Annotated in this window: 23 protein-coding genes; 16 read left to right on the top strand and 7 right to left on the bottom strand. The window is 60.3% G+C overall.

Annotated features, from left to right (window positions below; translation table 11 throughout):
• Window positions 1-17 precede the first annotated feature (17 nt).
• The 7 genes from tolB (at window position 18) to thiD (ending at window position 8,773) form a co-directional block, all read left to right on the top strand.
• Window positions 18-1,364: a Tol-Pal system beta propeller repeat protein TolB gene (tolB, locus tag AA0535_RS14035; protein WP_264817330.1), complete on the top strand. Its 1,347-nt coding sequence runs from the start codon at window positions 18-20 to the stop codon at window positions 1,362-1,364.
• 265 nt (window positions 1,365-1,629) lie between these two features.
• A complete protein-coding gene (gene pal / locus AA0535_RS14030; RefSeq protein ID WP_023978578.1) occupies window positions 1,630-2,106 on the top strand; it encodes a peptidoglycan-associated lipoprotein Pal in 477 nt (158 codons plus the stop codon).
• Window positions 2,107-2,310: 204 nt separating this feature from the next.
• Window positions 2,311-3,177, top strand: coding sequence for a tetratricopeptide repeat protein (locus AA0535_RS14025; protein ID WP_264817256.1), 867 nt, complete (start codon window positions 2,311-2,313; stop codon window positions 3,175-3,177).
• A gap of 41 nt (window positions 3,178-3,218) precedes the next feature.
• Window positions 3,219-4,418 carry a tRNA lysidine(34) synthetase TilS gene (gene tilS / locus AA0535_RS14020; RefSeq protein ID WP_264817255.1) on the top strand — a complete coding sequence of 400 codons (1,200 nt, stop codon included), beginning with the start codon at window positions 3,219-3,221 and terminating at the stop codon, window positions 4,416-4,418.
• A 153-nt stretch (window positions 4,419-4,571) separates the two neighbouring features.
• The gene (ftsH, locus tag AA0535_RS14015) at window positions 4,572-6,494 is read left to right on the top strand and encodes an ATP-dependent zinc metalloprotease FtsH (protein ID WP_264817253.1); all 1,923 of its coding nucleotides are present in this window, start codon (window positions 4,572-4,574) and stop codon (window positions 6,492-6,494) included.
• Window positions 6,495-6,605: 111 nt separating this feature from the next.
• Window positions 6,606-7,973, top strand: a complete 1,368-nt coding sequence (glmM, locus tag AA0535_RS14010; RefSeq protein WP_373319351.1) for a phosphoglucosamine mutase — start codon at window positions 6,606-6,608, stop codon at window positions 7,971-7,973.
• Window positions 7,973-8,773 (top strand): bifunctional hydroxymethylpyrimidine kinase/phosphomethylpyrimidine kinase, encoded by an 801-nt coding sequence (thiD, locus tag AA0535_RS14005; RefSeq protein WP_264817252.1) that lies wholly within the window; start codon window positions 7,973-7,975, stop codon window positions 8,771-8,773. The genes glmM and thiD overlap by 1 nt, the downstream gene beginning before the upstream one ends.
• Here thiD and AA0535_RS14000 read toward each other — a convergent pair.
• Window positions 8,770-9,513, bottom strand: a complete 744-nt coding sequence (locus AA0535_RS14000; protein ID WP_264817327.1) for a response regulator transcription factor — start codon at window positions 9,511-9,513, stop codon at window positions 8,770-8,772. The genes thiD and AA0535_RS14000 overlap by 4 nt on opposite strands.
• 456 nt (window positions 9,514-9,969) lie before the next feature.
• Here AA0535_RS14000 and AA0535_RS13995 point away from each other — a divergent pair, with 456 nt between their 5' ends.
• On the top strand, window positions 9,970-10,347 hold the full coding sequence (locus AA0535_RS13995; protein ID WP_264817251.1) for a hypothetical protein: 378 nt from the start codon (window positions 9,970-9,972) through the stop codon (window positions 10,345-10,347).
• Window positions 10,348-10,369: 22 nt separating this feature from the next.
• Here the strand turns inward: AA0535_RS13995 and AA0535_RS13990 are convergent, their stop codons facing one another.
• The 6 genes from AA0535_RS13990 to AA0535_RS13965 all read right to left on the bottom strand — a co-directional run bounded on the left by AA0535_RS13990 (window position 10,370) and on the right by AA0535_RS13965 (window position 14,761).
• A complete protein-coding gene (locus tag AA0535_RS13990; RefSeq protein WP_264817250.1) occupies window positions 10,370-10,801 on the bottom strand; it encodes a hypothetical protein in 432 nt (143 codons plus the stop codon).
• Window positions 10,802-10,889: 88 nt separating this feature from the next.
• Window positions 10,890-11,345, bottom strand: coding sequence for a hypothetical protein (locus AA0535_RS13985; RefSeq protein ID WP_264817249.1), 456 nt, complete (start codon window positions 11,343-11,345; stop codon window positions 10,890-10,892).
• Between the two features lie 92 nt (window positions 11,346-11,437).
• Window positions 11,438-12,679, bottom strand: a complete 1,242-nt coding sequence (locus AA0535_RS13980) for an aminopeptidase (protein ID WP_264817248.1) — start codon at window positions 12,677-12,679, stop codon at window positions 11,438-11,440.
• Between the two features lie 88 nt (window positions 12,680-12,767).
• Entirely contained in the window at window positions 12,768-13,052 is a 285-nt protein-coding gene (locus AA0535_RS13975; protein WP_264817247.1) for a hypothetical protein, read from the bottom strand.
• Window positions 13,053-13,181: 129 nt separating this feature from the next.
• Window positions 13,182-14,249 (bottom strand): pyridoxal phosphate-dependent aminotransferase, encoded by a 1,068-nt coding sequence (locus AA0535_RS13970; protein WP_264817246.1) that lies wholly within the window; start codon window positions 14,247-14,249, stop codon window positions 13,182-13,184.
• Entirely contained in the window at window positions 14,246-14,761 is a 516-nt protein-coding gene (locus AA0535_RS13965; RefSeq protein WP_264817245.1) for an ankyrin repeat domain-containing protein, read from the bottom strand. Before AA0535_RS13965 ends, AA0535_RS13970 begins: the two co-directional genes overlap by 4 nt.
• A gap of 675 nt (window positions 14,762-15,436) precedes the next feature.
• On the opposite strand from AA0535_RS13965, the gene tkt reads away from it, so the two are divergent.
• From tkt to AA0535_RS13925, 8 genes are all read left to right on the top strand, one after another.
• Window positions 15,437-17,557, top strand: coding sequence for a transketolase (gene tkt, locus AA0535_RS13960; protein WP_264817326.1), 2,121 nt, complete (start codon window positions 15,437-15,439; stop codon window positions 17,555-17,557).
• Between the two features lie 157 nt (window positions 17,558-17,714).
• Complete coding sequence (locus AA0535_RS13955) at window positions 17,715-20,582, top strand: bifunctional transaldolase/phosoglucose isomerase (protein ID WP_264817244.1); 2,868 nt, start codon at window positions 17,715-17,717, stop codon at window positions 20,580-20,582.
• Window positions 20,583-20,673: 91 nt separating this feature from the next.
• Window positions 20,674-21,669, top strand: a complete 996-nt coding sequence (gene gnd, locus AA0535_RS13950; protein WP_264817243.1) for a phosphogluconate dehydrogenase (NAD(+)-dependent, decarboxylating) — start codon at window positions 20,674-20,676, stop codon at window positions 21,667-21,669.
• A 132-nt stretch (window positions 21,670-21,801) separates the two neighbouring features.
• Window positions 21,802-23,349, top strand: coding sequence for a glucose-6-phosphate dehydrogenase (gene zwf / locus AA0535_RS13945; RefSeq protein ID WP_127101470.1), 1,548 nt, complete (start codon window positions 21,802-21,804; stop codon window positions 23,347-23,349).
• A 29-nt stretch (window positions 23,350-23,378) separates the two neighbouring features.
• A complete protein-coding gene (locus AA0535_RS13940; protein WP_264817242.1) occupies window positions 23,379-24,233 on the top strand; it encodes an HAD family hydrolase in 855 nt (284 codons plus the stop codon).
• A gap of 129 nt (window positions 24,234-24,362) precedes the next feature.
• Entirely contained in the window at window positions 24,363-25,112 is a 750-nt protein-coding gene (pgl, locus tag AA0535_RS13935; protein ID WP_264817241.1) for a 6-phosphogluconolactonase, read from the top strand.
• Entirely contained in the window at window positions 25,105-25,824 is a 720-nt protein-coding gene (gene rpiA / locus AA0535_RS13930; protein WP_264817240.1) for a ribose-5-phosphate isomerase RpiA, read from the top strand. The genes pgl and rpiA overlap by 8 nt, the downstream gene beginning before the upstream one ends.
• Window positions 25,821-26,345 (top strand): gluconokinase, encoded by a 525-nt coding sequence (locus AA0535_RS13925; RefSeq protein WP_264817239.1) that lies wholly within the window; start codon window positions 25,821-25,823, stop codon window positions 26,343-26,345. The genes rpiA and AA0535_RS13925 overlap by 4 nt, the downstream gene beginning before the upstream one ends.
• Window positions 26,346-26,496 lie beyond the last annotated feature (151 nt).

Raw genomic sequence — 26,496 nt, 5'->3', positions numbered from 1 at the left:
ATACGTCCCGTACCGATATGCCCCTGCTGACCGATGAGCAGGCCCAGAGCCTCTCCACCCTGTTCTCGCGTCGCACTGTGCTGGGAGCATCGATTGCCGCAGGCGGTTTGCTGGCAACCCCGATCGGCGCTTTCGCTCAGGCGGCAAGCGCGCCGGGTGAAGCGGAGATCACGGTCGACCAGGCCCGGACCGCGCCGATCCCCATTTCGATCCCATCTTTCGGTCCCGGGCTCGGTGAGCAGATCACGGGTGTGATCTCTTCCGATCTGGACAGCACGGGTCTTTTCACCGTGCTGCCGGGTTCGGGCGGAACACCGGACTTCGCCGCGCTCAAGGCGCAAGGCGCCCGTGCGGCCGTGACTGGCAGCGCTGCCGGGTCGAGCAGCACGCGCGTTGAAATGCGCCTGTGGAACGTGCTGACAGGTGAGCAGATCCAGGGCACGGCCTACACGGCCTCTGCGGGGAACTGGCGCCGCATCGCCCACACGATCGCTGACGTAATCTATGAGCGCATGCTGGGCGAGAAGGGCTATTTCGATACCCGTATCGCCTATATCGCCCGTACCGGCCCGCGCCATCACCAGATCACCCGTCTGGCCGTGATGGATCAGGACGGCGCCAATGGCCATATGCTGACGTCGGGCCAGTGGCTGACTCTGACGCCGCGCTTCAACCCGGTGCGCGACCAGATTGCGTTCATGTCCTATGCCAATAACCGGCCGCGCGTTTACACGTTCGATCTCGGTTCGGGCAGCCAGCGCATGCTCGGCGAATTCGAGGGTATCTCCTTCGCACCGCGTTTCGCGCCCAATGGCAGTCAGGTGGTGCTCTCCGCCACGCGCGGTGGTGGGTCCGACATCTATGTTGTCGATCTCGGCTCCGGCTCGAAGCGCCAGATCACCAACTCGGGTGCGATCGATACCAGCCCGTGCTTCAGCCCTGACGGCAGCCAGATCGTGTTCAACTCCGATCGTGGCGGTTCGCCGCAGCTTTACATCATGAGCGCCTCGGGCGGCGGTGCCCGTCGTATTTCCTATGGCCACGGGACGTATGGCTCGCCAGTCTGGTCGCCGCGCGGCGACCTGATTGCCTTCACGCGGATCGCCAATGGACGTTTCTCCCTGGGCGTAATGGGCCCCGATGGAACGGGTGAACGTATCCTCACCGAAGGCTTCACCGTCGAAAGCCCCACCTTCTGCCCCAATGGCCGCGTCATTGCCTTCTGCCGCCAGTCGGCAGCCGGGGCGGGCGGTGCCGGATTCTCGAGCGGAATCGGGACGATCGATATCACCGGATTCCATGAGCGTCCCATCCGCACCGATACGGGCGCCTCTGATCCGGCCTGGTCGCCGCTTCAGGGCTGAACACCGTGTCTCTGGCGCCGCGTTTTGTGGCGTTGGAGACACTAATTCTGAATTTCTAATGAAATCCACGCGACTTGGCGCGCGATGGTAGTCATGCCGCTTGACCGCGCTTCGCGGGAATGAGTATGGCCGATCTTGGTCGTCGGGATCGGTAAGGCCCAATGGTTCTGGTAACCAGCAAGCAAAACGGGAACTCCGACCTTCGTCTTTAGTTGTCGTCACGCTTCCTGGTCCCGGATGGGGACTATATTCAGGGTTGGCAAAAATGAATTTCAAGCTTCTCGGTGCGCTTGGCCTCGCAGTCGTTCTGGCTGCATGCTCGGATGAATCTAACAAGGGTGCATCGACCGGTGCAGGCGCAACGGCTCAGGAAACCGGCGCTGCGCCCGGCAGCGAAGCCGATCTGGTCGCCAATGTCGGCGACCGCGTCTTCTTCGACCTGAACCGCAACACGCTTTCCAGCGATGCGCAGGCAACCCTCGACAAGCAGGCAGCATGGCTCGCCCGCTACCCGCAGGTCAGCGTTGAAATCGCCGGTAACTGCGATGACCGCGGCACGGAAGAATACAACATTGCTCTTGGCCAGCGTCGTGCAAACGCCGCTCGCGACTATCTGGTCGCCAAGGGCGTTGCTCCTTCGCGCATCACGACGATCTCCTATGGTAAGGATCGTCCGACGGCCGATGGTGATGACGAGCAGGCATGGGCCCAGAACCGTAACGCGATCACCTCGGTCAAGTAATCGGTTCTTGACGCTGCGGCAGGCGTGACACGGCTTCGGTCGCGTGCACGCTTTCCTTAGGTCATTGTAGTCTTGCAGTGATCAGGCAGCGATACAGGCTTTTGGAACCGGCTGGCGCTTATGCGTCAGCCGGTTTTGCTTTATGGTAGCAATCAAACTGCGTGGCATGGTGCCCGCACCCATGATCTGACTGAAGGATGCGCCATGCGCGGTGCCCGAGTTTCCCGCTTCTTCATTCTCTCCTCCGCAGCCCTCGTCACCGGATTTGGCCCAAGCGTAGCCCAGGCCCAGGTGACAAGCCGTGAGGGGATTGCCCTTCAGAACCAGATCCAGCAACTCAGCCAGCAACTACAGCAGGTTCAGGCCAATGCAGGGGCGGCGGCCCCGTCCGGGAGTGCCCCGGCTCCTGCGGTAAGCGCCGGAAACGGTGATCTGGTGTCGCAGCTCCTGCAGCGTGTCTCGACCCTCGAAAACGAGAATCGGGAGATGCGTGGTGAGCTCGATCAGCTGAGCAATCAGGTTCAGACCCAGAATGCCACATTGTCCAAGCAGATCGGCGACATGCAGTTTGCCGCCCAGAATGGCGGTGGCGGTGGCGGTGGCAACCCAGCTGCAGCGGCGCCTAGTGCCGTCGATGCGGGCTCCCAGATGCCTGCTTCCCCTGCCGCACCGGCGGACAAGCCCGCGACGGCGCTGGAACTGCTCAAGACCGGTCAGGCCGCACTCAAAAGCCGTGACTATGCGACCGCTCAGAGTGATGCAACCCAAGCGCTCAAGCTGGCCAAGACAGCCAATGGCAAGCTGGAATCGCAGTTCCTGCTGGCACAGTCGCTCGCCGGACAAAAGCAGTATCGCGATTCTGCAGTCGCCTATTATGACGCCTATAATCGCTCACCCAAATCGCCCCGTGCCCAGGAGGCTCTCTTGGGAGTTTCGGCATCGATGCTCGCAATGGGGGACAAGAATTCAGCCTGTCAGGCACTGCAAAAGCTTGAAGCCGAATTTCCCAGCCCCGCGCCGCGCGTGAAGACAGCCCTCACGAGCTTCAAGGGGCGAGCGAGCTGCCACTGACAGGCGTTCCGGGGATCGGCGCACAGGAATTCGCCGATCTCATGGCGGTTTTCGGTCCTTTCCCGATTGACCGACCTGAGTTTCCGATCGGCATCGCTGTGTCTGGCGGGGCCGATAGTCTTTGTCTGGCATGGCTCATGCGGCGTTGGCGCCGCGCCGTCTTCGCCTTCGTGGTCGATCATGGTTTGCGTTCCGATTCCGCCATCGAGGCGAGGGACACCGCACGGCGCCTGACTGAGATGGACATTCCTGTCGAGGTGTTACGTCTCGATGATCTCGATGGAACCCGGCGCGTGCAGGCGAATGCGCGTGATGCACGATATCGAAGTCTCGCCAAAGCCTGCGCCGCGCATGGCATCCTCGATCTTGCGTTGGGTCATCACCAGCGCGACCAGATCGAAACGTTTCTGATACGACAGAATCATGGCAGCACGTCCCACGGTCTCGCGGGAATGGCGCTCTCCCGGGAAACTCCCGCTCTGCGTTATCTTCGTCCTCTGCTTCGGATCCCCCCCGATCGCCTTCGTGCCACCCTCAGGGCAGCTTCGCTTGGATGGGTGGAAGATCCCAGCAACCGCAATCCTGCTTTCGAACGGGTGCGTATCAGGCAGTCTCTCTCCACAGTGCGCAGTGCGACCTCGCTGCAGGAGATCGGGGTGCACGCCGGGCGGCGCAACCAAGCTCAATTCAGAACTGCCGCATTGACGGTCGGGATCAGGATGGATCGGCTGGGCTTTGCGGTGATGGAAACGCTTCCGCGAGATGTCGCTCTTCTGGGCAGGCTCTGGCAGATCGTGTCGGGCGCAGCCTATCCACCCGCGCCGCATATCCTTGCCGCGCTGATTGCCAGACCCGAGCCGATGACATTGGGGGGCGCCATGCTCTGCCGCGCCGGGAAGCTGGGTCCGGGATGGCTCCTCCTTCGGGAACCTGCGGCGGCACGGTCACGCATTCCTGTGGCCGAGGGTACACTCTGGGATAACCGGTTCCGCGCGTCCGGTCCGCCACCCGGTCCCGGGCTTACCATCGCGGCTCTGGGAACTGCTTCCCGCGATTTTCGCTCGAGCGGCCTTCCATCGCGCGTGCTGGCGTCCCTTCCTGCCTTATGGCGGGGGGAACATCTTGCCGACGTGCCGTCGCTGGAAGCAGCAGCCTGCCCGGGCGAAGTTGGCTTTCGCGTGACGTTTTCACCGTCGCTCAGCCTGACAGAGGCCTCATTCTGGCCGGAATACGCGCAATAAGTGAAAACTTGATCGCAAGGGGCTGGGAACGTCCTGCCGAATGCTTATGTTAGACCTCAACTATGATCGATGTCTGCCCCGGCAGGCGGGGGGACCAGCCACTTTACAACTGGCCGATTCCTGACCTGGTATTTGGAAACAATAGAGACCGTGATGAACAATTTTGGCCGCAACCTGGCACTCTGGGTGATCATCATCGTTTTGGCGCTGTTGCTCTTCCTGGCGTTCCAGCCGACGGGAAGCCAACACGCGGCGCAGCAACTCGCCTATTCGGATTTCGTCACCGATATCGATGAAGGCAAAGTGCGGTCTGTCGTGGTGCAGAACCAGAACATCACAGGCACCCTCAAGGATGGCACGTCGTTCGAGACCTACGCACCCGTCGATCCCGGCCTCGTACCGCGTATGACCAGCAAGGGTGTCGAGGTTGTGGCCAAGCCGCTTGAGGCGGATGGAAGTCCCATCCTCCGTGCTGTCACGAGCTGGCTGCCGATGATCTTTCTGCTTGGGATTGGTATACTCTTCTTCCGTCAGATGCAGTCCGGCAGCGGTCGTGCCATGGGGTTCGGCAAATCACGCGCGCGGCTTCTGACCGAAAAGCAGGGACGCGTCACATTTGACGACGTCGCTGGTATCGATGAGGCCAAATGCGAACTCGAGGAAATCGTTGAGTTCCTGAAGGACCCACAGAAATTCACGCGTCTTGGCGGTAAGATCCCGAAGGGTGCGCTGCTTGTCGGGCCTCCGGGTACAGGCAAGACGCTGCTCGCCAGAGCAATTGCAGGCGAGGCCAATGTCCCGTTCTTCACGATCTCCGGTTCGGATTTCGTGGAGATGTTCGTCGGTGTCGGTGCGTCCCGTGTGCGCGACATGTTCGAGCAGGGCAAGAAGTCCGCTCCCTGTATCATCTTCATCGATGAAATCGATGCGGTGGGACGTCACCGCGGTGCCGGGCTCGGTGGCGGCAATGACGAGCGTGAGCAGACACTCAACCAGATGCTGGTCGAGATGGACGGGTTTGAAAGCAACGAGGGTGTCATCCTGATTGCGGCGACCAACCGTCCTGACGTCCTCGATCCGGCCCTTCTTCGCCCCGGTCGCTTTGACCGCCAGGTTGTTGTTCCCAATCCGGATGTTGCCGGACGTGAAAAAATCCTGCGCGTCCATATGCGCAAGGTGCCTCTGGCTTCCGACGTTGATCCGCGTGTCATTGCTCGCGGGACGCCCGGCTTCTCCGGTGCGGATCTGGCCAATCTCGTGAACGAAGCCGCATTGCTCGCCGCCCGTCTGGGCAAGCGTACCGTAGCGATGCTCGAGTTCGACAATGCCAAGGACAAGGTTCTCATGGGGGCCGAGCGTCGTTCTTTGGCAATGACCGAAGACGAGAAGCGCAAGACCGCTTATCACGAATCCGGCCATGCTATCTGCGCTTTGCTGACCGCGGGTTCCGACCCGATCCACAAGGCAACAATTATCCCCCGTGGGCGAGCTCTGGGTATGGTCCAGATCCTGCCTGAGGGTGATCGCCTCAACATGAGCCGTACGCAGCTCAAGGCGCAGCTTGTTCTGGCGATGGGCGGTCGCGCGGCGGAAGAAATCATTTTCGGCGCGGAAAACGTCGAGACGGGCGCTTCTGGCGACATCAAGATGGCCACCAATTACGCGCGCCGCATGGTGACGGAATGGGGCATGAGCGACAAGCTTGGGATGGTGGCCTATGGCGATAATGGGCAGGAGGTGTTCCTCGGCCACTCGGTCACGCAGAACAAGAACGTCTCCGAGCAGACCGCCATGGAGATTGACCGAGAAATCCGGGCTTTGATCGATACAGCGTATGCGCAGGCTCATGCGTTGCTGCTCGAGAACATCGATGCCCTTCATCGTATCGCGAAGTCGCTGCTCGAATATGAAACCCTCACGGGCGACGAGGTACGCAAGGTCCTGCGGGGCGAGACATTCGAGCGTATCGAACGCGACGACGCGGCTCCCGAAAACCGGCGCTCGTCGGTGCCGACCGTGAAGCCTGAACCTTCCTCCGGTACAGAGGGGCTGAACCCGTCGCCCCAAGCCGGCTGATCTGTCAGAATATGTGAAATAAAGGGGGCGCAAGCCCCCTTTTTTCATGGGGGTTAGTGTGCTTGAACTCCTGGATATCTCGCGCAGCGAGACGCGTCAGGAAGGGCCAGTATGAGCAAAGAACTGAAGTCAGGCCGCAAGCTGTTCGGCACCGATGGGATACGCGGCAAGGCGAACAGCTTTCCCATGACGGTCGATGTTGCGCTGAGCCTTGGTCAGGCTGCCGGGCTGTATTTTCGCCGCGGCGCCCACCGACACAGTGTTGTGCTTGGCAAGGACACCAGACTCTCAGGCTACATGATCGAGAGCGCCCTCGTCTCCGGTTTTCTCTCGGCCGGCATGGACGTCATTCTGGTTGGTCCTCTGCCCACCCCGGCCATTGCCATGCTCACGCGTTCTCTGCGTGCAGATCTGGGTGTCATGATCTCCGCATCGCACAACCCGTTCTACGATAACGGCATCAAGCTCTTCGGTCCGGATGGGTACAAGCTCTCTGACGAGGTCGAGGCAGAAATCGAGTCGCTCATCGATCAGGATCTGACAGCGCAGATGGCCCCGCCGGAAGAAGTCGGCCGCGCCTCCCGGCTCAATGATGCAGCGGGTCGCTACATCGAGGCAGCAAAGGCTTCCTTCCCCAAGGGCTCGCGGCTGGATGGCCTGCGTATCGTGCTGGATTGTGCAAACGGCGCGGCGTATCGGGTCGCCCCCACGGCCTTGTGGGAATTAGGGGCAGATGTGATCAAGATCGGGTGCGAGCCGAATGGCGTGAACATCAACGCGTCTTGCGGCTCTACCCATCCCGAGGCCCTTCAGGAGGCGGTTCTGGCGCATAAGGCGCATCTGGGTATCGCGCTGGATGGAGATGCGGATCGTGTTATCATCGTGGATGAGAAGGGCGTCATCGTCGACGGAGATCAGATACTCGGTCTGATCACGCTGTTCCTGCAACGCAATGAGCGGCTCGGTAGCAATGATGCTGTTGCAACGATCATGTCTAATCTGGGGCTCGAAAAGACTCTGGCTGAAAACGGCATTACCCTTCATCGCACAGCGGTCGGTGATCGTTATGTCGTGGAGAAAATGCGCGAGCACGGCCTGCGGCTGGGTGGCGAGCAGTCAGGGCATATGATCCTCTCCGACTTCGCGACTACCGGAGATGGGCTTATTGCTGCTCTCCAGGTCCTCGCGGTGCTCGTCGAGGAAGGGCGTCCCGCCAGTGAGGTGCTGCGCGTCTTCCAGCCTTTTCCACAAATGCTGCGCAATGTGCGCTATCAGGGTGGTGATCCGCTGGGAAGCGACACGTTGGCCCGCTCTCGTGCGGCAGCGGAAGCTAAACTGGCCGGTAAAGGACGGCTCGTACTGCGCAAGAGCGGCACCGAGCCGCTGATCCGCGTCATGGTCGAAGCGGAAGACCCAGCCCTCGTCGAGGAAATCGTCACCTCGATCTGTACGGCCGTACAGGAAGCGGTCGCCGCCTGATGAAGGGGCGCGTGCTCGTCATCGCGGGGAGTGATTCGGGGGGCGGTGCGGGCATACAGGCCGACATCAAGACGATCAGCGCATTCGGCGGTTTCGCGATGACTGCCATCACGGCGGTTACAGCGCAGAACACGCAGGGCGTCATCGGCATAGAGTATCTCTCACCGGGCCTGGTTGCGGACCAGATACGTGTCGTGTTGGACGATCTGGGAGCGAACATCATCAAGCTGGGCATGCTTGGTAACGCAGCGATCATGGAGGCCGTGGGCGATACGCTTGCGCGCTATCCTGGCATCCGTTGCGTCATCGATCCGGTCATGGTCGCTACGAGCGGTGCGCGTCTGATGACCGATGACGGCGAGGCTGCATTCGCGCGACTCTATCGTCATGCTTTCATGCTGACACCGAACCTGCCCGAACTCACGGCCCTGAGCGGCCAGGGTGTAGAAACCGAGGGCGAGATGGAACATGCAGCGACCTTCCTTCGAGCAGAACATCAGATAGAATGGGTGCTCGCTAAAGGGGGCCATCTCCCCGGGGATCTAGTCGTGGATATTCTCACGGGTCTCGAAGGAAGCCTGCGGTACCAGGACCCCAGGATCGAAACCCTTCATACTCATGGCACCGGGTGTACCCTCGCGAGCGCCATAGCCGTCGGTCTGGCCCAGGGAGCGAGCGTCAGGAAAGCCGTCGCACAGGCGCGTCTCTTCGTGCGTCAGGCAATCCTTCAGGCGCCCCCCTGGGGAAAAGGCTCTGCTCGCCCCATGAATCATGCCCCGAACATGAAATCGCCCTCTTAGAGCGAAGGTTGCAGAGCTTTCGTTTCGACTTGTGTACCATCCGGGGCCGGCACCGGGCCGACCGGTTTGGCCTCCTCGCGCAGCACATAGCCGCGGCCCCATACTGTACCGATAAGATGTCCTGCGCCGAATTGCTGTAATTTACGACGTAGCTTGCAGATGAAGACGTCGATGATTTTCATCTCCGGCTCGTCGATCCCACCATAAAGGTGATTCAGAAAGGCGTCCTTCGTCAGCACATTTCCACGCCTCAGGACGAGAAGCTCGAGAATGGCGTATTCCTTGCCAGTCAGCTGCACGTGGTTACCGTTGACGGAAGCACTTTTCGCATTCAGATCGAGCGAGAGGGGACCGACGGTCATGACTGTGGTGCTGAATCCGCGGGAACGGCGCAAGACGGCCTGAAGTCTCGCCAGGAGCTCGTCAGTATCGAAAGGCTTCGTGATGTAGTCATCCGCCCCTGCGTGGAAAGCCTTTATTTTTGCCTGGGGGCGGTTCATGCCGCTCAGCACAATAATGGGCGTGTGTATTTGCGTTTTCCGCACGCGACGGATGACCTCAAAGCCCTCGAGATCTTCCAGAGTCAGTTCAGTCAGTGCGAGATCATAGTCGTAATGGCGCAGCATATCGATTGCTTCATGCCCGGTCTGCGCATGGTCAACAGTAATGCCGCCCTGTTTGAGTGTCTTGATCAGCGCTTGGGCTGTAGCTTGATCGCTTTCCACGAGGAGGAGGCGCATCTCATCAATCTCCGGGGTTGATGATCGCTTGTTACTACCTGAGGTTGCTGCCCGCAAGAAAAATACTTGCTTGGAGCAAAAACATTTCTTCCGATAAGTAACGAGTCTTTAACGTATAAACCTTACGATTTCTTCGTAATGAGCGACTGATACCTTCGTTGAAAAAGAGCGAAAAACGTAGATTTGTCCGCTGGCCGAGAGTTTTGTATAGCACTAACATCATTGTGTTTAACGGCTTTTGACGTGGCCCAGCTACGGGTGGGAAAGCGAAGACTTCGCGGCATCAATTGATGCGCGCTCAGGTTGTATCACGAAGACCTGGGTGAGGGCGTGATCTGAGAGAGTGGTACGGTGCTCGCATCGTTGAGCCTGTGTCACTCCGTTTAGATGCCGTCCCAGGGGGCGGTGCTCTTTCCCTACCGTGTGCCTGATGAGTTGAAGTGAGAAGTAGGTGCCGTGCGAATCAGGAAAAGCAGCAGGCTGCAGCGTTGGCATGAGATGATGGACAGGGCGCAGGCTCTTACAGCCATACTCCGCCGGGAGACGGGGGTACGCCGGGCGAGGCGTAACGCGGAGGCAGATATCGTTACTGCGGAGCGCTCCGTCCTGGCGTCGGATGATGAGGATTGTGCTGTGGAGGGCTTCGTCAATTGGCTGCCCGAAGCCCGAGCCGCCATAGAGCGCGCCCGCGTTGCGGAGCGCGAGGTCGCGATTGATGTCGCGGTTGCCTATCAGGCCTTCATCCAGGCGCGTGCTGCAGCGCGCCGTAAAGGCAACAGTGATCCCAGTCCGGTCAGCTCAGAGAATGGTCCCAGGCCTTCTGTAGTACCCTGAGCCATCTCCTTTTTCTGCGTCGCTAGACTTGGTCAGGTAGGGCTACCGATGCCCAGGGACGCGGCCCGATGACCAGACAGGCCACTTCATAGGTCTGGTCCCGCAGGAAGGAGAGAAAGGTTTCTGCATTCTCCGCGAACAGGTCTGTCCGCAGGCTCAATGTCGATCCGATTTCGCCCGGAGCACTATTTGCCAGGGCCTCCGCAGCATGCCCCATCAGACGTCTCGTCGCGTTCTCGACAGCAGACAGCAAGCCGCTTCCCGTCTTGGCATGCTCCGCGTTATTTGATGCAAAACGGTGTTCGAGTGTCTTCCAATCCTCAGAAAGCATAAAGGCAGGAACACCGTTCTCGGGTGTTTCCCTTTCTGCTCTCACGAGGAACCCCGATTGTGCCAGTTCCAGCATGGGGGCGGCAGGGAGCGTGGTCGGGTCCAGCCTGAACTCTTTCGTCACGGAATTTTCCTCAGGGGTGTCAGTCAGATCGATGTCTCATGCCTGCGCGCTCAACTGCGTTGCTGTCGGGCGCAGGGTCTGCGCGTAATCAGTTCTGACCTGGAGGTGCGCCCATGGCCTGCATGAGTGTTGTCACCTGATCCGGATGAGCGTGAAAAAGTGTCACATTCGCGGGGTTCGGTGCTGGGAGCCCTGCTGGCAAAGCCTGACCGTTTGTTGCGGCCAGCGTCATACCGAAAGCCGTCATACCCATTAGAAAAGTCTCAGGCGTGAATCCATGGGCATTCAGGATCTCGGGGACGCCAGGAATCGAGGCAATCTGCGCTATGGTGGCCCGGAGAGAAAGTTGGGTTGAATTCGGCGGGCGGATATTGGCCGCCTGCAGCGCCTGAAGTGTCTGGGCTGCGCGGGACATGAAATCTGCGGGGAGGGGATAGCGCAATCCGGTTTCGATATCCTGGCGCATTTCAGGAGAAATGCTGCCCGATTGTGCCGGGGCTGATTGTCCCGGCATGGCCTGGGGCGGCATTCCTTGCGTTTGCATTGTTTGGGCTTCCGCGGTCGTGAGGGACGGCGTCGTCAGGCCTAGCGCCGGAAGGAGGGCTGCGCACCGTGAGGCTGTTTTAAGACGTAAGATCATACCCATTCTCCTTTGCGCATCAGCGGCGTGGCCGTGCCGTCCTCGTAGAGGCCATCGAGATCGATCTTGTCCGAGCCGATCATCCAGTCGATATGGATCATGCTCATATTAGCCCCGCGTGATGCCAGTTCGTCCGGGCTCGCGCCCTCGGTATCGAACAGGCATTTCGTGTAGGCCTGCCCGAGTGCGATATGGCTGGATGCGTTCTCATCGAACAGCGTATTGCGAAAGAGGATGCCCGTATCGGAAATCGGCGATGCGTGCGGCACGAGAGCGACCTCGCCCAGACGAGCGGCGCCATCATCGGTCTCCAGAATACGGCGCAGCGCGTCTTCGCCCTTGCCTGCATGGGACTCGATGATCCGACCGTCCTCGAATGTCACGCGGATATCGTCAATAAGCGTACCCTGATGAAAGAGCGGCTTCGTGCTCGAAACATGACCGCTGACGCGATGACTGTGAGGGGTGGTGAATACCTCCTCGGTGGGGATATTCGGGTTGCAGTCGATACCGTTTGTCGTGCGCTCGGAGCCGCCTGCCCAGGCATGGCCATCCGCCAACCCGACGCGCAGATCTGTGCCGGGGCCGGTGAAATGCAAGGTGTGGAAGCGACGGTCGTTCAGCATCGCCGCCTTGGCATGCAGGGCTGCGTTATGCTGCTGCCACGCGATCACCGGGTCGGGGGCGTCGAGTCGTGAGGAGGCAAAGATTGCGTCCCACAGCCGTGCCTGGGCCTCTTCAGCCGGCAGTCCGGGGAATACCTGCTGTGACCAGGCAGAGGTGGCAAAAGCGACAATGGTCCAGTTCGTATCGAAGCGGGTGATAATTTCCATGGCTTCGCGACTGGCGCGCGATGCAGCACGGCTCGCCCGGGAGACGCGCGCGGGATCCTGGCCGTTGAGCAGGGTCGGGTTGCTGCCCGTAATCGCCAGTCGCGCCGCCCCCTCGCGATACGCGCGGGCAATACCATCGGCCATCCACTGGGCGGAGTGGTCGAGCGCATCATCAGAGGCAAAGCGATAACGGGCCAGTGTGGCTTCGTCATCGCTGTACTGCGTCGTGACGAGGCTGGCGCCCGCCCGGTAGGCATGTTCGGTGATGCGCCTGACGAGTGCAACGGCCTCCAGCGGCGCCGAGACGACCAGTTCCTGACCGGGCTGGAGATTGAGCCCGATCCTGACGGCAACTTCGCCAAGCCTGTCCAGACGATCTGCGAAGGGGAGGGTGGCTTCAGACATCACGATATCTCCTCAAGAACTGAGCGCGTTCCGGCCCGGTAGCTGCCCTCAGGGGACGGCCCTGATCCCGGTCTGGAACCGACGCAATTTACTCGCCGAATGTTTCGGCGTGGTGAGCGCGGCGCGGCGCACGACGCGGGCGTTCCTGCCGCTGGGGCCTTTCCGATGTTGCGGGCTTGTCCTCGCGGGAAGCTGCGCGGATCTCGACTTCGAGTTCGCGGATACGACGCTGCACGCTCTCCCTGAGGGAAGGGGAGGTATGCGGCTTCATTGTGGCCAAGGTTTCCTTCAGGTCGCGCAACTGCTTCTGTTTCTCCGCCAGGTTGCGACGGATCGGCTGGTTGTCGGAAAGCTGTCCCGTATAGGTGCGCATGGTCGACTCTTTCTTTTCCTGTCCGGCTGTAGCCGGGATTCTTCATTGCATGGACTCTGCCGGACGCGCGCAAGCATCCGGACAGGCCCTCATCCGGTTTTTGTCGGAGGGGCGGGCGGGCGCCGTATATCAGCGCGTCGTCAGACCCATGGAGGCAAGGGCCCCGATCAGACGGCTCATCTCCGCATCCGTGCCGATCGTGATGCGCAGCCAGTCGCGTATGCGGGGCGCACTGAGTTGTCGCACGATGATATGACGTTCACGCAAGCCTGCCAGCAGATCGCCAGCCTGATGTGCGGGGTGATGCACGAGAACAAAATTGGCACAGGATGGAAGAATGTCAAAGCCCAACCCTGCAAGGTTCTGCACAAATCGCTCTCTGGTCGCCATGACCTGCCGGGTCGTCTGAGTCAGCCATTTATCATCCGCAATGGCGGCGGCGGCTCCGGTCTGGGCCAGTCGGCTGAGCGGATAGGAGTTGAAGCTGTCCTTGACGCGCACCAGCCCCTCAATAAGGTCGGGATGGCCGATGGCGTAACCGACACGCAGCCCCGCGAGGGCGCGCGATTTGGAGAGGGTCTGTACGACCAGAAGGTTGTCGTGTTCCTCCGTCAGCCGAATGGCGGATTGCGCGCCAAAATCGACATAGGCCTCATCGATGATGATGGTTCTGTCTGGCTGCATCGAGGCGAGACGCGAGATGGCCTCGAGGGGAATCGCATGACCTGTATTGGCATTGGGGTTCGCTATCGCAATCCCTCCGCACGGTATTGCATAATCCTCGACATCGATCTCGAACCGGGCATTGAGCGGGATCTCCTGATAGGGCTGATCGAACAGGCCGCAATAGACCGGATAAAATCCGTAGCTCACATCCGCGAAGAGCATAGGGCTCTCAGGCGAGATCAGCGCTCTGAAAGCATGGCCCAGAACCTCGTCTGAACCGTTTCCAACGAAAACACGATCAATGCTCGTATCATAGGTCTGCGCAATGACCTCGCGCAGTGTCTTCGCGGTCGGGTCCGGATACAGGCGGAGCGAGTCCTCGCAGCCTTCGCGCATGGCGGTCAGGGCGGCGGGGCTGGGACCGTAAGGCAGCTCATTGGTATTGAGCTTGAGGATATCCAAAAATTGCGGCTGCTCGCCAGGGATATAGGGGTGGAGACTGGCGACGAGTGGGTTCCAGAAGCGGCTCATGACAGGGTCGTTCCATCCTGGGTGAAAAGATGGCTCTGCCCGTGGGTCTCGGCGATATCGCGCACCGACAGGCCCTCGGCATCGCGGTGGCCAGGATCGGCCCCCTTCGCCAGCAAGAACCGTACCATGTCCTGACGGCCGAACATGACGGCGAACATCAGGGGGGTACGACCCAGATGGCTTGGGATATCGAGAGAGGCGCCAGAACTAACAAGAAGTTCCGCCACTGCGAGATGTCCCTTGAAGGCCACACCGGACAGGGCCGTCGCGCCCTTCGCATCCTGCATATTCGGATCCGCACCTCGCTCTAGCAGCAGGGCCGTGGCGGGAAGGACGCCATTATAGGCGGCAACGATCAGCGCTGTGTAGCCGCGGCTATCCTGCGCATCGACCGCCATGCCGGCGTCGAGGAAGCGGGTGAGAAGCTCCGTATCGTCTAGCCGAGCGGCATCAATGAACAGAGCGGTGATCTGTTCCGGCGAAAAGCTGCCCGCGGGCATCATCTCTGTCATGGGGTGGCCTGTCTTGTCATAGCCTCTCCCTGATAGCCGAGCACCGGACGATCAGGAAGCAGCGCGCGGGAAAATGTCGCCTGCGCAAATTGTCATCAGTTGGGCAAAACGGTCCCGAAAGTCTCCCGGTCAAAAGACCGGCATTGGGCCGCGTCGGGTGGTGCCCCTGAGCGTGGGGAAGGGGTCAAGGCATCCCTCAGGGCGGGTAAACGCGGGCGATAGCGATCATGACAGGCTCTCAGGCGGGGCTTTGCCGATGCGAGCAACGCGATGACATGGCGTAGCAGCAAAAAATCATGCAAATTTTCGTGTAGTCGAGCAGTCGTGAAGGGTTTGACTCTAGCACAATGTGGGCAATGGGCGTCTTATGCGCAACGCAATGTATTGCCGGGCCGGTAGGTTTCAGTTTGGTGTCAATGCTGTCGGGATTTTGAGGCAATATGTGCGGTGCAGCGGAACATCGTCCGGTGAAGGGCGTATGGTTATCGTGTTTCGGTGAGGGTCTTCCCCATGGCGTGCCATGCGAGGTGAGGACGGTCACGAACTCTGCATGGCGATCTGTGCGAAAAGGTTCCCCGACGGGGTTGTCTCAGGCAAGAAACCGGTCTTGAACATTGGCGTCTGTCCGGCTGATGGTTTTCCATCGCAGAGAGTTAATTCGGAGGTCCATTTTTGATGCGTTCTTTAAGCAACCCGTCCGCGTTCGACGCGGAAACCGGTGGAGCGGCCGGCGCCAGTGTCTCTGACATCGCGCAGCTGAGCATCAACACCATCCGCACCCTGTCGATGGATGGTGTGGAAAAGGCCGATTCAGGCCATCCGGGAACGGCCATGGCGCTGGCTCCTGTCATGTACACCCTCTGGCAGAACGATCTGAAATACGATCCGGCCAATCCGCTCTGGCCTGGCCGTGACCGTTTCGTCCTGTCCGTCGGCCATGCGTCGATGCTGCTGTATTCGACAATCTACCTGACCGGCATTCGCGATGTCGTGAAGGACAAGGTTCTCGACAGCCCGTCCCTGACGCTCGAGGACCTGAAGCAGTTCCGTCAGCTGAATTCCAAGACGCCCGGTCACCCGGAATTCCGTCACACCTCCGGCGTTGAGACCACCACCGGTCCGCTGGGTCAGGGCTGTGGCAACTCCGTCGGTATGGCGATGGCCGAGAAGTATCTCGCCGCCCATTACAACCGTCCCGGCTTCGACCTGTTCGACTACCACACCTATGTGTTCTGTGGTGACGGCGACATGATGGAAGGCGTTTCGTCCGAAGCGGCTTCGATGGCGGGTCACCTGGGTCTGGGCAACCTGATCTGGCTGTATGACTCGAACCAGATCTCGATCGAGGGCTCGACCGACCTCGCTTTCACGGAAAACGTGGCGGAGCGCTTCCGCGCCTATAAGTGGCATGTCGTGACCGTCAATGACGTCAATGACACGGCCGCTGTCAGCAAGGCGCTTGAGGAAGCCCGTTCCGTCAAGGATCGTCCGAGCCTGATCGTCATGCACACGGTCATCGGCTTCGGTGCGCCCAAGAAGGCTGGCACGGCCTCGGCCCATGGCGAGCCGCTGGGTGAGGAAGAGATTGCCGGTGCCAAGAAGGCCTATCACTGGCCCTGGACCGACGCATTCCACGTGCCCGAGGGCGTTCTGGAGCATTTCCAGGAAGGTCTGGGCAAGCGCGGTGCCAAGGCCAGCGCAGACTGGTATGCCCTGTTCGATCGTTACACCAACGAATATCCGAAGGAAGCCGCTGAGCTGCGCGCCATCTTCGAGCGTCGCCTGCCGGAAGGCTGGGACAAGGATATTCCGGTCTGGGAAGCCGACGCGAAGGGTGTTGCCTCACGCGCCAGCTCGGGCAAGCTGATCAACGCCGTTGCCAAGAACATTCCCTGGATGATCGGTGGTTCGGCTGACCTTTCGCCCTCGACCAAGACGAACCTGACATTCGAAGGCGCTGGTTCGTTCCAGCCGCCGCAGTGGGGTGGTACTTATGGCGGCCGCAATGTCCATTTCGGCATTCGCGAGCACGTCATGGGCTCCATCTGCAACGGTATGGCGCTTGCCGGTCTGCGGGCCTATGGCTCGGGCTTCCTGATCTTCTCGGATTACATGAAGGCCCCGATCCGTCTGTCGGCTCTCATGGAGCTGCCGGTCATCTACATCTTCACCCATGACTCCATTGGTGTTGGTGAAGACGGTCCGACACATCAGCCGATCGAGCAGCTGGCCCAGCTGCGCGCCACACCCGGTATCATGACCATTCGTCCCGGCGACGCCAACGAAGTGTCTGAAGCCTGGCGCACCCTGATCCCGCAGACGCATAAGCCTGCCGTGCTCGTTCTGAGCCGTCAGAACCTGCCGACGCTTGATCGCAGCAAGTATGCTTCCGCCGCTGGCGTGGCGAAGGGCGCCTATGTCCTGGCGAGCTGTGAAGGCAAGCCGGATGTGATCCTGATGGCTTCGGGCTCGGAAGTCTCGTTGGTGGTCGACGCTTACGAGAAGCTGACCGCCGAGGGGATCAAGGCCCGTGTGGTTTCCTTCCCGTCCTTCGACCTCTTCGAAGAGCAGGACCAGGCCTATAAGGACAGCGTGCTGCCGCCGGACGTCAAGGGACGTGTGGCTGTTGAACAGGCTGCTGCTTTCGGCTGGGATCGTTACACCGGCATCGGCGGTTCGATCATCGCGATGAACAGCTTCGGCGCTTCCGCACCGCTTAAGAGCCTTCTCACTAAGTTCGGCTTCACGCCGGAGAAGGTTTACGATGCGGCCCGCGAGCAGGCTGCCCGCAAGTAAGACGACTACCGGGGCCTGACCGCTTCCTCGGCGGTCGGGCCTTTCGGGGCCCTAGCGTGCTTTGGCCCCCTCAATACGAGGTCAGGGTCGGAAGGCCGACCTGAGCTGAGGCGAGCGTCCCAATGGAGCTCGTCAGGTGGACAGACAGGAGTACGTCATGGACGTCGAACAGAAGCAGGGTGCCGCCACGAGCGGGAACCCGCTGCGTGACCTTTCCAAATTTGGCCAGTCACCCTGGCTGGACTTCATCCAGAGATCCTATACTGCCGATGGCAGCCTGAAGAAGCTTGTGGACGAGGACGGCCTGCGTGGCGTGACTTCCAACCCGGCCATCTTCGAAAAGGCGATGGGCTACGGTACGGATTACGACGCCCAGATCAAGGATCTGCTGGCGAAGGAAATCCTCTCCCCCGGTGAGCTCTACGAGAAACTGGCCATCACCGACATCAAGGCGACCGCCAAGGTCATGCACCCGGTATTCGTGCAGACCAAGGGCCTCGATGGTTATGTCAGCCTCGAAGTGTCGCCTTATCTCGCTTTCGACACCAAGGCCACGGCTGACGAAGCCCGCCGCCTGTGGGCTGCCGTGAGCGAAGAAAACCTGATGATCAAGATCCCGGGCACGCCTGAAGGTGTTCCGGCATTCCAGGAAGTCACCTCGGAAGGCATCAGCGTCAACGTCACGCTTCTCTTCTCGCTCGAAGCCTACAAGAATGTTCTCGAAGCCTACATCAAGGGCCTTGAGATCCGTCATGCAGCGGGCAAGGATATCAGCAAGATCGCCAGCGTGGCGTCGTTCTTCGTGTCGCGCATCGACGGCAAGATCGATGGGGCCATCGACCGTCGCGTGAAGGAAGGCGACAAGGATGCCGAGGCGCTGAAGGCTCTGCGTGGCAAGGTTGCCATCGCGAACGCCAAGGTTGCCTATCAGCATTATCTCGAAGTGACCGCTTCCGAGCGCTGGAAGAAGCTGGCTGCTGCTGGCGCCCAGCCGCAGCGTCTGCTCTGGGCCTCGACGGGCACCAAGGACAAGACCTTCTCTGACGTTCTTTATGTTGAAGAGTTGATCGGTGAGGACACGGTCAACACCATCCCGCCCGCAACCTTCGATGCCTTCCGTGATCATGGCAAGCTGCGCGCCAGCCTGACTGAAAACGTGGAAGATGCTTTCAAGGTGCTCGAGCAGCAGGCCAAGTTCGGCCTCGACCTCGACGGCGTCACCAAGACCCTTGTAACAGAAGGCTGCGCTTCGTTCTGCGATGCTTTCGACCAGCTGCTTGGGGCGGTAGCAAACAAGCAGGCCACGTTTCTCGGGTCCAAACTGATCGAGCAGAAGGCCGAACTTCCGGCCGATCTGAAAGCCGCCTCTGATGCGGTTCTCGAAGACTGGCGCAAGACCGGCAAGGGCCGCAAGCTCTGGGCCAAGGACGCCTCTGTCTGGACTGGCGGTGACGAAGCCAGCTGGCTGAAATGGCTCGATATCGTCGATGAGCGTCTGGCTCATGTCGCCGAGCTCGAAGCCTTCGCCAGCGAAGTCAAGGCTAAGGGCTTCAGCGATGTGCTGCTGCTCGGCATGGGCGGTTCAAGCCTCGGTCCGGAAGTGATTTCGGAAACCTTCGGCCAGATCGCAGGCTTCCCCAAGCTGCACGTGCTCGACAGCACGGACCCGCAGCAGGTGAAGACATATGAGAACGCCGTCGACTTGAAGAACACGCTCTTCATTGTCTCGTCCAAATCGGGCGGCACGCTGGAGCCGAACATCCTGAAGGCCTACTTCTTCGCGGCTGCCGAAAAGGCGCTCGGCTCGGCCCCCGGCAAGCACTTCGTTGCCGTGACCGATCCTGGCTCGCATATGGAGCAGGTGGCCAAGGGCGATGGCTTCTGGAAGATCTTTTACGGTGAGAAGCAGATTGGTGGCCGGTTCTCCGTGCTCTCCAATTTCGGTCTCGTCCCCGCAGCCGCCGCCGGTCTGAACGTTCGTGCGTTCCTCGAATCGGCTCTGCGTTCCGTAAAGGGCGCCTCGGCCAGCACCCCGCCGGCGCAGAATACGGCGCTTCAGCTCGGTGCCATCCTCGGTGCGGCCGCAACAAAGTTTGGTCGTGACAAGGTGACGATTATCGCTTCACCCGCGATCTATGACCTTGGCGCGTGGCTCGAGCAGCTTCTGGCAGAGTCGACCGGCAAGAAGGGCACCGGCCTGATCCCGATCGATGACGAGACCCTCGGTGCACCGGGCGTCTACGGCAAGGATCGCGTCTTCGCCTATCTGCGCCTTACCGATGCGCCGTGCCCGAATCAGGAAAAGGCCATTGCCGCTCTCGTCGCCGCCGGTGAACCGGTCGTGACGATCGACCTGGCTGACAAGCTCGATATCGCCCAGGCATTCTTCCACTGGGAATATGCCACGGCTGTTGCAGGCTCGGTGCTGGCAATCGATCCGTTCGATCAGCCGGATGTCGAGTTCAGCAAGATCGAGACCAAGAAGCTCACGACCGCCTTCAACGAGACGGGCAAGCTTCCGGCCGAGACGCCGTTTGCAACCTCGGGTGTGTTCGAGTTCTTCGCTGACGACACCAATGCAAAGGCGTTGGGTGGTGGCGATGCGCTGGCAATCCTGAAGGCGCATTTTGGTCGCGTGAAGGCTGGCGACTATGTGGGTGTCCTCGCCTATGTAGAGCGTGATCTGAAGACGCGCGAGTGGATCCAGAACGTTCGCCTCAACCTGCGCGACCAGCTCAAGGTCGCAACGGCAGCCGAATTCGGCCCGCGCTTCCTGCATTCGACTGGCCAGGCCTATAAGGGCGGCCCTGATAGCGGTGTGTTCTTGCAGATCACAGCCGGTGATCATGCTGATCTCGCTGTGCCGGGTGAACGCTTCACGTTCAGCGTGGTGAAGGCGGCTCAGGCGCGCGGCGATTTCGACGTGCTGTCCGAGCGTGGCCGTCGTGCCCTGCGTGTGCATATCAAGGGACCGCTTGAAGCTGGCCTCACCGAACTGGCGACGGTCATCAAGAACGCCGTCTGAGACTGACGCAATCCGCCCCGCTCCAACGGGGCGGATTGTTTTTTGACGTGGTAGTTAGAGGGCACAGGAAAACTGTGCAGGAGTTTTAGAGATGCAAATCGGTATTGTTGGCCTTGGCCGTATGGGCGGCAACATTGCAGTGCGCCTGACCCGTCATGGTCATGACGTCGTGCTGTTCGACCGCACGCCTGAAGTTGTGACCAAGACGTTCGACCGTGCCGAAAAGGGCCGTGCGATCGCCGCGAACTCCGTTTCCGATCTGGTCAGCAAGCTTTCGGCAGAGCGAAAGATCGTCTGGGTCATGCTGCCGGCCGGTGAGATCACCGAAGCCTGCGTGCAGGAACTGCGCGGCCTGCTCGGCAAGGACGACATCGTGATCGATGGTGGCAACAGCTACTACAAGGACGATGTTCGTCGTGCTCACGAGCTGATGGAAAAGGGCATTCACTACATCGACGTCGGCACGTCCGGCGGCGTCTGGGGCCTCGATCGCGGCTATTGCATGATGTACGGCGGCACCAAGGATTCGGCCGATCATATCGACCCGATCCTGAAGGCGCTGGCACCGGGCAAGGGCGACGTTGTGCGCACCATCGGTCGCGACCGTGAAGGCCTCGATCCCCGCGCCGAGGAAGGCTATCTGCATTGCGGTCCGGCCGGTTCGGGTCACTTCGTCAAGATGGTCCATAACGGCATCGAATACGGCATGATGCAGGCCTTCGCCGAAGGCTTCGACGTCATGAAGTCGAAGAACTCGCCGGTCCTGCAGGAAGACCAGCGCTTCGACCTGAACATGGCCGATATCGCCGAAGTGTGGCGTCGCGGCAGCGTGGTCTCGTCCTGGCTGCTCGACCTGACGGCCGATGCGCTCGCCAAGAACGAATCCCTCTCCGAGTTCTCGGGTGAGGTGGCTGACTCGGGTGAGGGTCGCTGGACGATCGAAGCCGCCATCGAGGAATCGGTGCCGGTACCGGTCATGACAGCCTCGCTCTTCACGCGCTTCCGCTCGCGTTCGGGCAATAACTACGCGGAGAAGATTCTCTCCGCGATGCGCTTCGGCTTCGGCGGTCACGTCGAGAAGAAGTGAGAATTCGGGCCGGGACCGCACTGGTCCCGGCCCTTTTTTTTTCTCTACACTGTCTGCCTGAATGCCAGCGGGAGCTTGTTCGCTCCCGCTCGCACTCCGGCTCTCCGATTATCGACTCAAAAGGTTTGTCATATGGTCGACGTTTCCGCTCCTGCACATGCGGCTTTGTCCAGTAACGAGACATCGCGCGGGGTTCGCCAGGCGCCCCCAGGCTCCATGGTCATTTTTGGCGGTGGCGGTGATCTGACGAAACGACTTCTGGTCCCTGCTATCTATAATCTGGACTCTGCCGGTCTGCTCAGCGAAGATTTCTCGATCATCGTGGTCGATTGGGCTGAGATGACGACCGAGGGGCTCCTTGAACAGCTCAAGGGCGCCCTGGACGACTTCGTGAGCAAGCGTGGTACCAATGCCACCAAGCTGCGTCAGGATGTATGGGATCGCCTCTCGCAGAGTATCACCTATCTGCGCGGCTCCTTCGAGGAGCTCTCGACCTTCGAGGCGCTCAAGGAGCGTCTGGGCGATCGTTCTGCCGTGTTCTACCTTGCCGTAGCGGCGCGCTTCTTCGGGCCCATCGTCGATCTCCTCGGAGAGTCAGGTCTGGCCGACCAGACCGATACGGTTTCGCGTCGTGTCATCATCGAGAAGCCCTTCGGTGCGGATCTGGAGTCGGCAAAGGCGTTGAACGCTCGCCTGCTGCGCTCACTCGATGAAAACCAGATCTATCGTATCGATCATTATCTCGGGAAAGAGACCGTCCAGAACATTCTGGCCCTGCGTTTCTCGAATGGCTTTTTCGAGCCGTTGTGGAACCGCCAGAATATCGATCACGTGCAGATTACAGCAGCCGAAACCGTGGGCGTGGAGCGCCGTGGCCGCTTCTACGAAAGCACCGGTGCCATACGCGACATGGTGCCGAACCATCTCATGCAGCTTCTCTCCATGGTCGCGATGGAGGCCCCGACCTCCTTCGATGCCGAGGCCGTGCGTGACGAGAAGGCCAAGGTGCTGAGTGCCATCCAGCCTATCGACCTCTCCCAGGTGGTCCGGGGGCAATATGTCAGCGGGTCTTTCGGGGTGGGGGACGAAGCTGAGGCGCTTCGCGGCTATCGCGAGGAGCCTGATGTCGCCATGGGCAGCCAGACTGAAACCTATGTCGCCATGAAGCTGCGGATCGATAACTGGCGCTGGGCCGGCGTGCCGTTCTACCTGCGGACCGGCAAGCGTCTGCGTCGTCGCAAGACCGAGATTGCCATCCATTTCAAACAGGCACCGTTCGCCCTCTTCCGTGACACGCCTGTCGACAAGCTCACGCCCAATATCATGGTGCTGCATATCCAGCCGACTGAGGGCGTGACAATGCAGTTTTCCGCAAAGGTACCGGGGCCGTCCGTGCGTCTGGGCGGCGTGCGCATGAAGTTCGATTATTCCGACTGGTTCAGCGAAGGCCCGAGCACCGGCTACGAGACGCTGATCTATGACTGCATGATTGGCGACCAGACACTCTATCAGCGCGCGGATACCATCGAGGAAGGCTGGCGCATCGTGGAGCCCGCCTTCACCCAGAACATCGCCGATAAATCGCCGCTCTGCTTCTATCCGGGTGGTCTTGACGGTCCGCGTGAAGCTGATGAACTGCTCGCCCGCAGCGGTCGTCGCTGGCTGGACCTGAACAACTAGACCAATCTCACACCCAAGAAGGAGATGTCATGACTGTCGATCTGGATGCCATTCACGCAGCGTTGCCGCCTATGGCGTCCACGATACGCCTTGTCGTTTCCGATATCGACGGCACGCTTATCGGTCCCGATAAGAAGCTTGCCGCCTCGACCCATCAGGCCGCGAGGCAGCTGGCTAAGGCGGGGATCGCGCTCTGTCTCGTCAGCTCGCGTTCCGCCGAAGGCATCCTGCGCTACCATCACGAGCTCGATCTCAAGACGCCTTTTGGCGCTCTGAATGGTGGGCTCATTGTCAGCCCGGATGACGAGATCCTGTCTCACCTGGTTCTTTCCGAATCGGCTGTGCAATCGGCATGCGACACGCTCTCGGTGCACAAGATCGACACATGGCTGTTTCGTGACCATGACTGGCTGATTCGTGATCCCGGGGCCTATTACGTCGAGCATGAGCGCAAATCCGTCGGCATCGAGCCGGTCGTCGTGCCGGATTTCGGGCCGTATCTGAGCGGTGTCGGCAAGATCATGGCAGCAAGCAGCAATCCGGCGCTGCTTCAGCGGATGGAAGTGGAAGTGGGTGCCATGCTGACCGGTCAGGCCAGTGTGCACCGTTCTTCGGATTACTATCTCGATATCACCCACAAGGACGCCAACAAGGGCTTTGCGGCCAAGGCTCTGGCCAAGCGTCTGGGCATTCCCATGGGGGAGGTTGCCTGCATTGGTGACATGTCCAATGATGTGCCGATGCTCGGCATTGCAGGGCTTGGAATTGCCATGGGGAATGCCTCTGCCGAAGTCAGCGCGCATGCGCATGTCACGACGGGGCGAAACGACGCCGATGGCTGGGCCGAAGCAATGGAGCAATTCGTTCTCCCGCGCGCGCCCTGAGGCCCAACCCGTGGCCTCGGAGAGGCCAGACATTTATCGGCAGACAAGACAGGGCTCGGCCCGTTCAGGGAGACCCTGCCAGACAGGCCAGCGAAGCCGATGCTGGCCTGACAGGAAGGATTGAAGATTATGAGTGGACATGATGTGACCTCTGCCCGCGTGGTAATTCTGGAGGATGGCGAGGCTGTCGCCCGGAAAATGGCGCAGTGGCTGCTCGATCAGGCGCTGGCCAAGAAAGACGGTCCGTTTGTCATGGCGCTTTCGGGTGGGTCGACACCCAAACGCCTGTTTAAGATCATGGCTGAACCTGAATACGCGTCGCGTTTCCCGTGGCGTCATACCCATGTGTTTTTCGGGGATGACCGTCATGTGCCGTTCACGCATGAGGACAGTAATTTCCGCATGACCGACGAGCTCCTTCTGGAGCATGTCGATCTGCCGACAGAGAATGTGCATCCCATCCCAGCCGATGGAACGGCCGCACAGGACGCCGTCTGGTATCAGAATGCGTTGCAGGACCTCTATGGCAGCCATCACCTGATCCCGGGTAAGCCGCTTTTCGATGTGGTGATGCTGGGCATGGGGCCTGACGGTCATACGGCCTCGCTGTTTCCGCGTCAGCCGATCCTGCAGGAGCGCGACAAATGGGTTGCTGCCTGCACACCCGACAATGCACCGCATGACCGCGTATCGCTGACCTACCCCGCCATTCATTCCAGCCACGCGGTCGTGTTCCTGATCGAAGGGGCTGGCAAGGCCGAGATGCTGGCGCGTGTTCGTGCGGGTGAGGAAGCCCTTCCGGCCGCGCATATCACCTCGGAAGGCGAGGTGGTCTTCCTTGTCGACAAGGCAGCCGCGGGAGGGCTGTCCAATGACTGATGCCGCGACAGACACCGCCGCTGCACGGGTTGCCGAGCTGAAGCGCGAGGCAGCTACTCATGCAATTGCCTATATCGAAGACGGTATGGCCGTTGGCCTGGGGACAGGCAGCACGGCAAAGTTCATGATCGACGCACTGGGTGAGCGCGTCCGTCGCGAGGGGCTCAAGATCCGGGCTATTCCGACCTCGGAAGCAAGCGCAGCTCAGGCACAGAGCCTTAACATCCCCATCACGAATTTCGCGGATGATCCCTATCTGGACGTCGCGATCGACGGTGCGGATGAGGTCCAGACCGGCTCCCTGTTTCTGATCAAGGGACGGGGCGGCGCGTTGTTACGTGAGAAGATCGTTGCGGTTTCTGCACGCAAATTCATCGTCATCGTCGATGAGAGCAAGATCGTTAAGGATCTGGGAACCCATATGCCGGTCCCGGTCGAGATCATCCCTTGGGGGTGGGAGCGCGTCGAGAACCTGCTGCGTAAAACAGGGGCCAAGTCCTGTGTACCGCGTCGCAAGGAAGACGGCTCGCTCTATATGACCGATAACCACAACATCATCATCGATTGCGATTATGAGCGCATCGAGGAGCCGCGTGCTCTGGCTGATCGTATTATCTCCATTACGGGCGTGGTCGATCACGGGCTCTTCCTTGACATCACCTCCGAGGTTCTGGTTGCCGGCGCTTCGGGGCTGCAGAGGCTGACAGCATGAGTGGGGTATCCAGCGGGGTAAAGCCCGGCCTGTTCGTCGTCATGGGGGTTTCGGGCTGTGGCAAGACAACCGTCGCCCAGGGACTGGCTGCCTATCTGAGTGCGCCGTTTCAGGAGGGGGACAGCCTTCATCCCCCAGCCAATGTCGACAAGATGCATAGCGGCATTCCGCTCGATGACGCCGATCGTGCGCCGTGGCTGCGCATCTGTCATGAATGGCTGCGCGCGCATGAGGCGACTGGCGGGGTCCTGACCTGCTCTGCGCTCAAGCGCAAGTATCGCGACACGCTGCGCAACGGACTGGACGTGACCTTTGTCTATCTCGAGACAAGCGAGCGCACGATTGCGGAGCGCCTCAAGCAGCGCATCGGCCATTTCATGCCGCCGAGCCTGCTGCCAAGCCAGCTCGCAACGCTCGAGCCGCCGGGAGCGGACGAGAATGTCATCACTGTGGATAGTGCGGGGACCCCCGAAATCGTCATGGCCAAGCTGACCGAGGCGCTCAAAGCCCGCAAAGCCTGAGCTGGATAGCCTTGTAAGGTCGATCCGGTCGCAAAAACTGGATCGATCCAATATCCGACCGAGTTGTTTTATCCCGGCTTGCCAACAGCTTATACACACCCTGATCCGCAGAGTTGTTCCTCGAATCTGGGGATAACTCGTGCTGGACACG

Source organism: Asaia krungthepensis NRIC 0535 (assembly GCF_025995175.1).
In the GTDB taxonomy this organism is placed as follows: domain Bacteria; phylum Pseudomonadota; class Alphaproteobacteria; order Acetobacterales; family Acetobacteraceae; genus Asaia; species Asaia krungthepensis.
The sequence above is the reverse complement of the archived record's forward strand: the minus strand, read 5'-3'. Positions and strand labels throughout refer to the sequence as shown.

What these genes read in the sequence shown, in the direction of transcription:
- rpiA (WP_264817240.1), top strand. Translation starts at nt 25,105, where the DNA reads ATGACTGATGCCGCGACAGACACCGCCGCTGCACGGGTTGCCGAGCTG.
- AA0535_RS13955 (WP_264817244.1), top strand. Translation starts at nt 17,715, where the DNA reads ATGGACGTCGAACAGAAGCAGGGTGCCGCCACGAGCGGGAACCCGCTG.
- thiD (WP_264817252.1), top strand. Translation starts at nt 7,973, where the DNA reads ATGAAGGGGCGCGTGCTCGTCATCGCGGGGAGTGATTCGGGGGGCGGT.
- tkt (WP_264817326.1), top strand. Translation starts at nt 15,437, where the DNA reads ATGCGTTCTTTAAGCAACCCGTCCGCGTTCGACGCGGAAACCGGTGGA.
- pgl (WP_264817241.1), top strand. Translation starts at nt 24,363, where the DNA reads ATGAGTGGACATGATGTGACCTCTGCCCGCGTGGTAATTCTGGAGGAT.
- tilS (WP_264817255.1), top strand. Translation starts at nt 3,219, where the DNA reads ATGGCGGTTTTCGGTCCTTTCCCGATTGACCGACCTGAGTTTCCGATC.
- AA0535_RS14025 (WP_264817256.1), top strand. Translation starts at nt 2,311, where the DNA reads ATGCGCGGTGCCCGAGTTTCCCGCTTCTTCATTCTCTCCTCCGCAGCC.
- AA0535_RS13980 (WP_264817248.1), bottom strand. Translation starts at nt 12,679, where the DNA reads ATGTCTGAAGCCACCCTCCCCTTCGCAGATCGTCTGGACAGGCTTGGC.
- AA0535_RS13970 (WP_264817246.1), bottom strand. Translation starts at nt 14,249, where the DNA reads ATGAGCCGCTTCTGGAACCCACTCGTCGCCAGTCTCCACCCCTATATC.
- tolB (WP_264817330.1), top strand. Translation starts at nt 18, where the DNA reads ATGCCCCTGCTGACCGATGAGCAGGCCCAGAGCCTCTCCACCCTGTTC.
- ftsH (WP_264817253.1), top strand. Translation starts at nt 4,572, where the DNA reads ATGAACAATTTTGGCCGCAACCTGGCACTCTGGGTGATCATCATCGTT.
- glmM (WP_373319351.1), top strand. Translation starts at nt 6,606, where the DNA reads ATGAGCAAAGAACTGAAGTCAGGCCGCAAGCTGTTCGGCACCGATGGG.
- AA0535_RS14000 (WP_264817327.1), bottom strand. Translation starts at nt 9,513, where the DNA reads ATGCGCCTCCTCCTCGTGGAAAGCGATCAAGCTACAGCCCAAGCGCTG.
- AA0535_RS13940 (WP_264817242.1), top strand. Translation starts at nt 23,379, where the DNA reads ATGACTGTCGATCTGGATGCCATTCACGCAGCGTTGCCGCCTATGGCG.
- zwf (WP_127101470.1), top strand. Translation starts at nt 21,802, where the DNA reads ATGGTCGACGTTTCCGCTCCTGCACATGCGGCTTTGTCCAGTAACGAG.
- AA0535_RS13975 (WP_264817247.1), bottom strand. Translation starts at nt 13,052, where the DNA reads ATGCGCACCTATACGGGACAGCTTTCCGACAACCAGCCGATCCGTCGC.
- pal (WP_023978578.1), top strand. Translation starts at nt 1,630, where the DNA reads ATGAATTTCAAGCTTCTCGGTGCGCTTGGCCTCGCAGTCGTTCTGGCT.
- gnd (WP_264817243.1), top strand. Translation starts at nt 20,674, where the DNA reads ATGCAAATCGGTATTGTTGGCCTTGGCCGTATGGGCGGCAACATTGCA.
- AA0535_RS13965 (WP_264817245.1), bottom strand. Translation starts at nt 14,761, where the DNA reads ATGACAGAGATGATGCCCGCGGGCAGCTTTTCGCCGGAACAGATCACC.
- AA0535_RS13985 (WP_264817249.1), bottom strand. Translation starts at nt 11,345, where the DNA reads ATGCAAACGCAAGGAATGCCGCCCCAGGCCATGCCGGGACAATCAGCC.
- AA0535_RS13925 (WP_264817239.1), top strand. Translation starts at nt 25,821, where the DNA reads ATGAGTGGGGTATCCAGCGGGGTAAAGCCCGGCCTGTTCGTCGTCATG.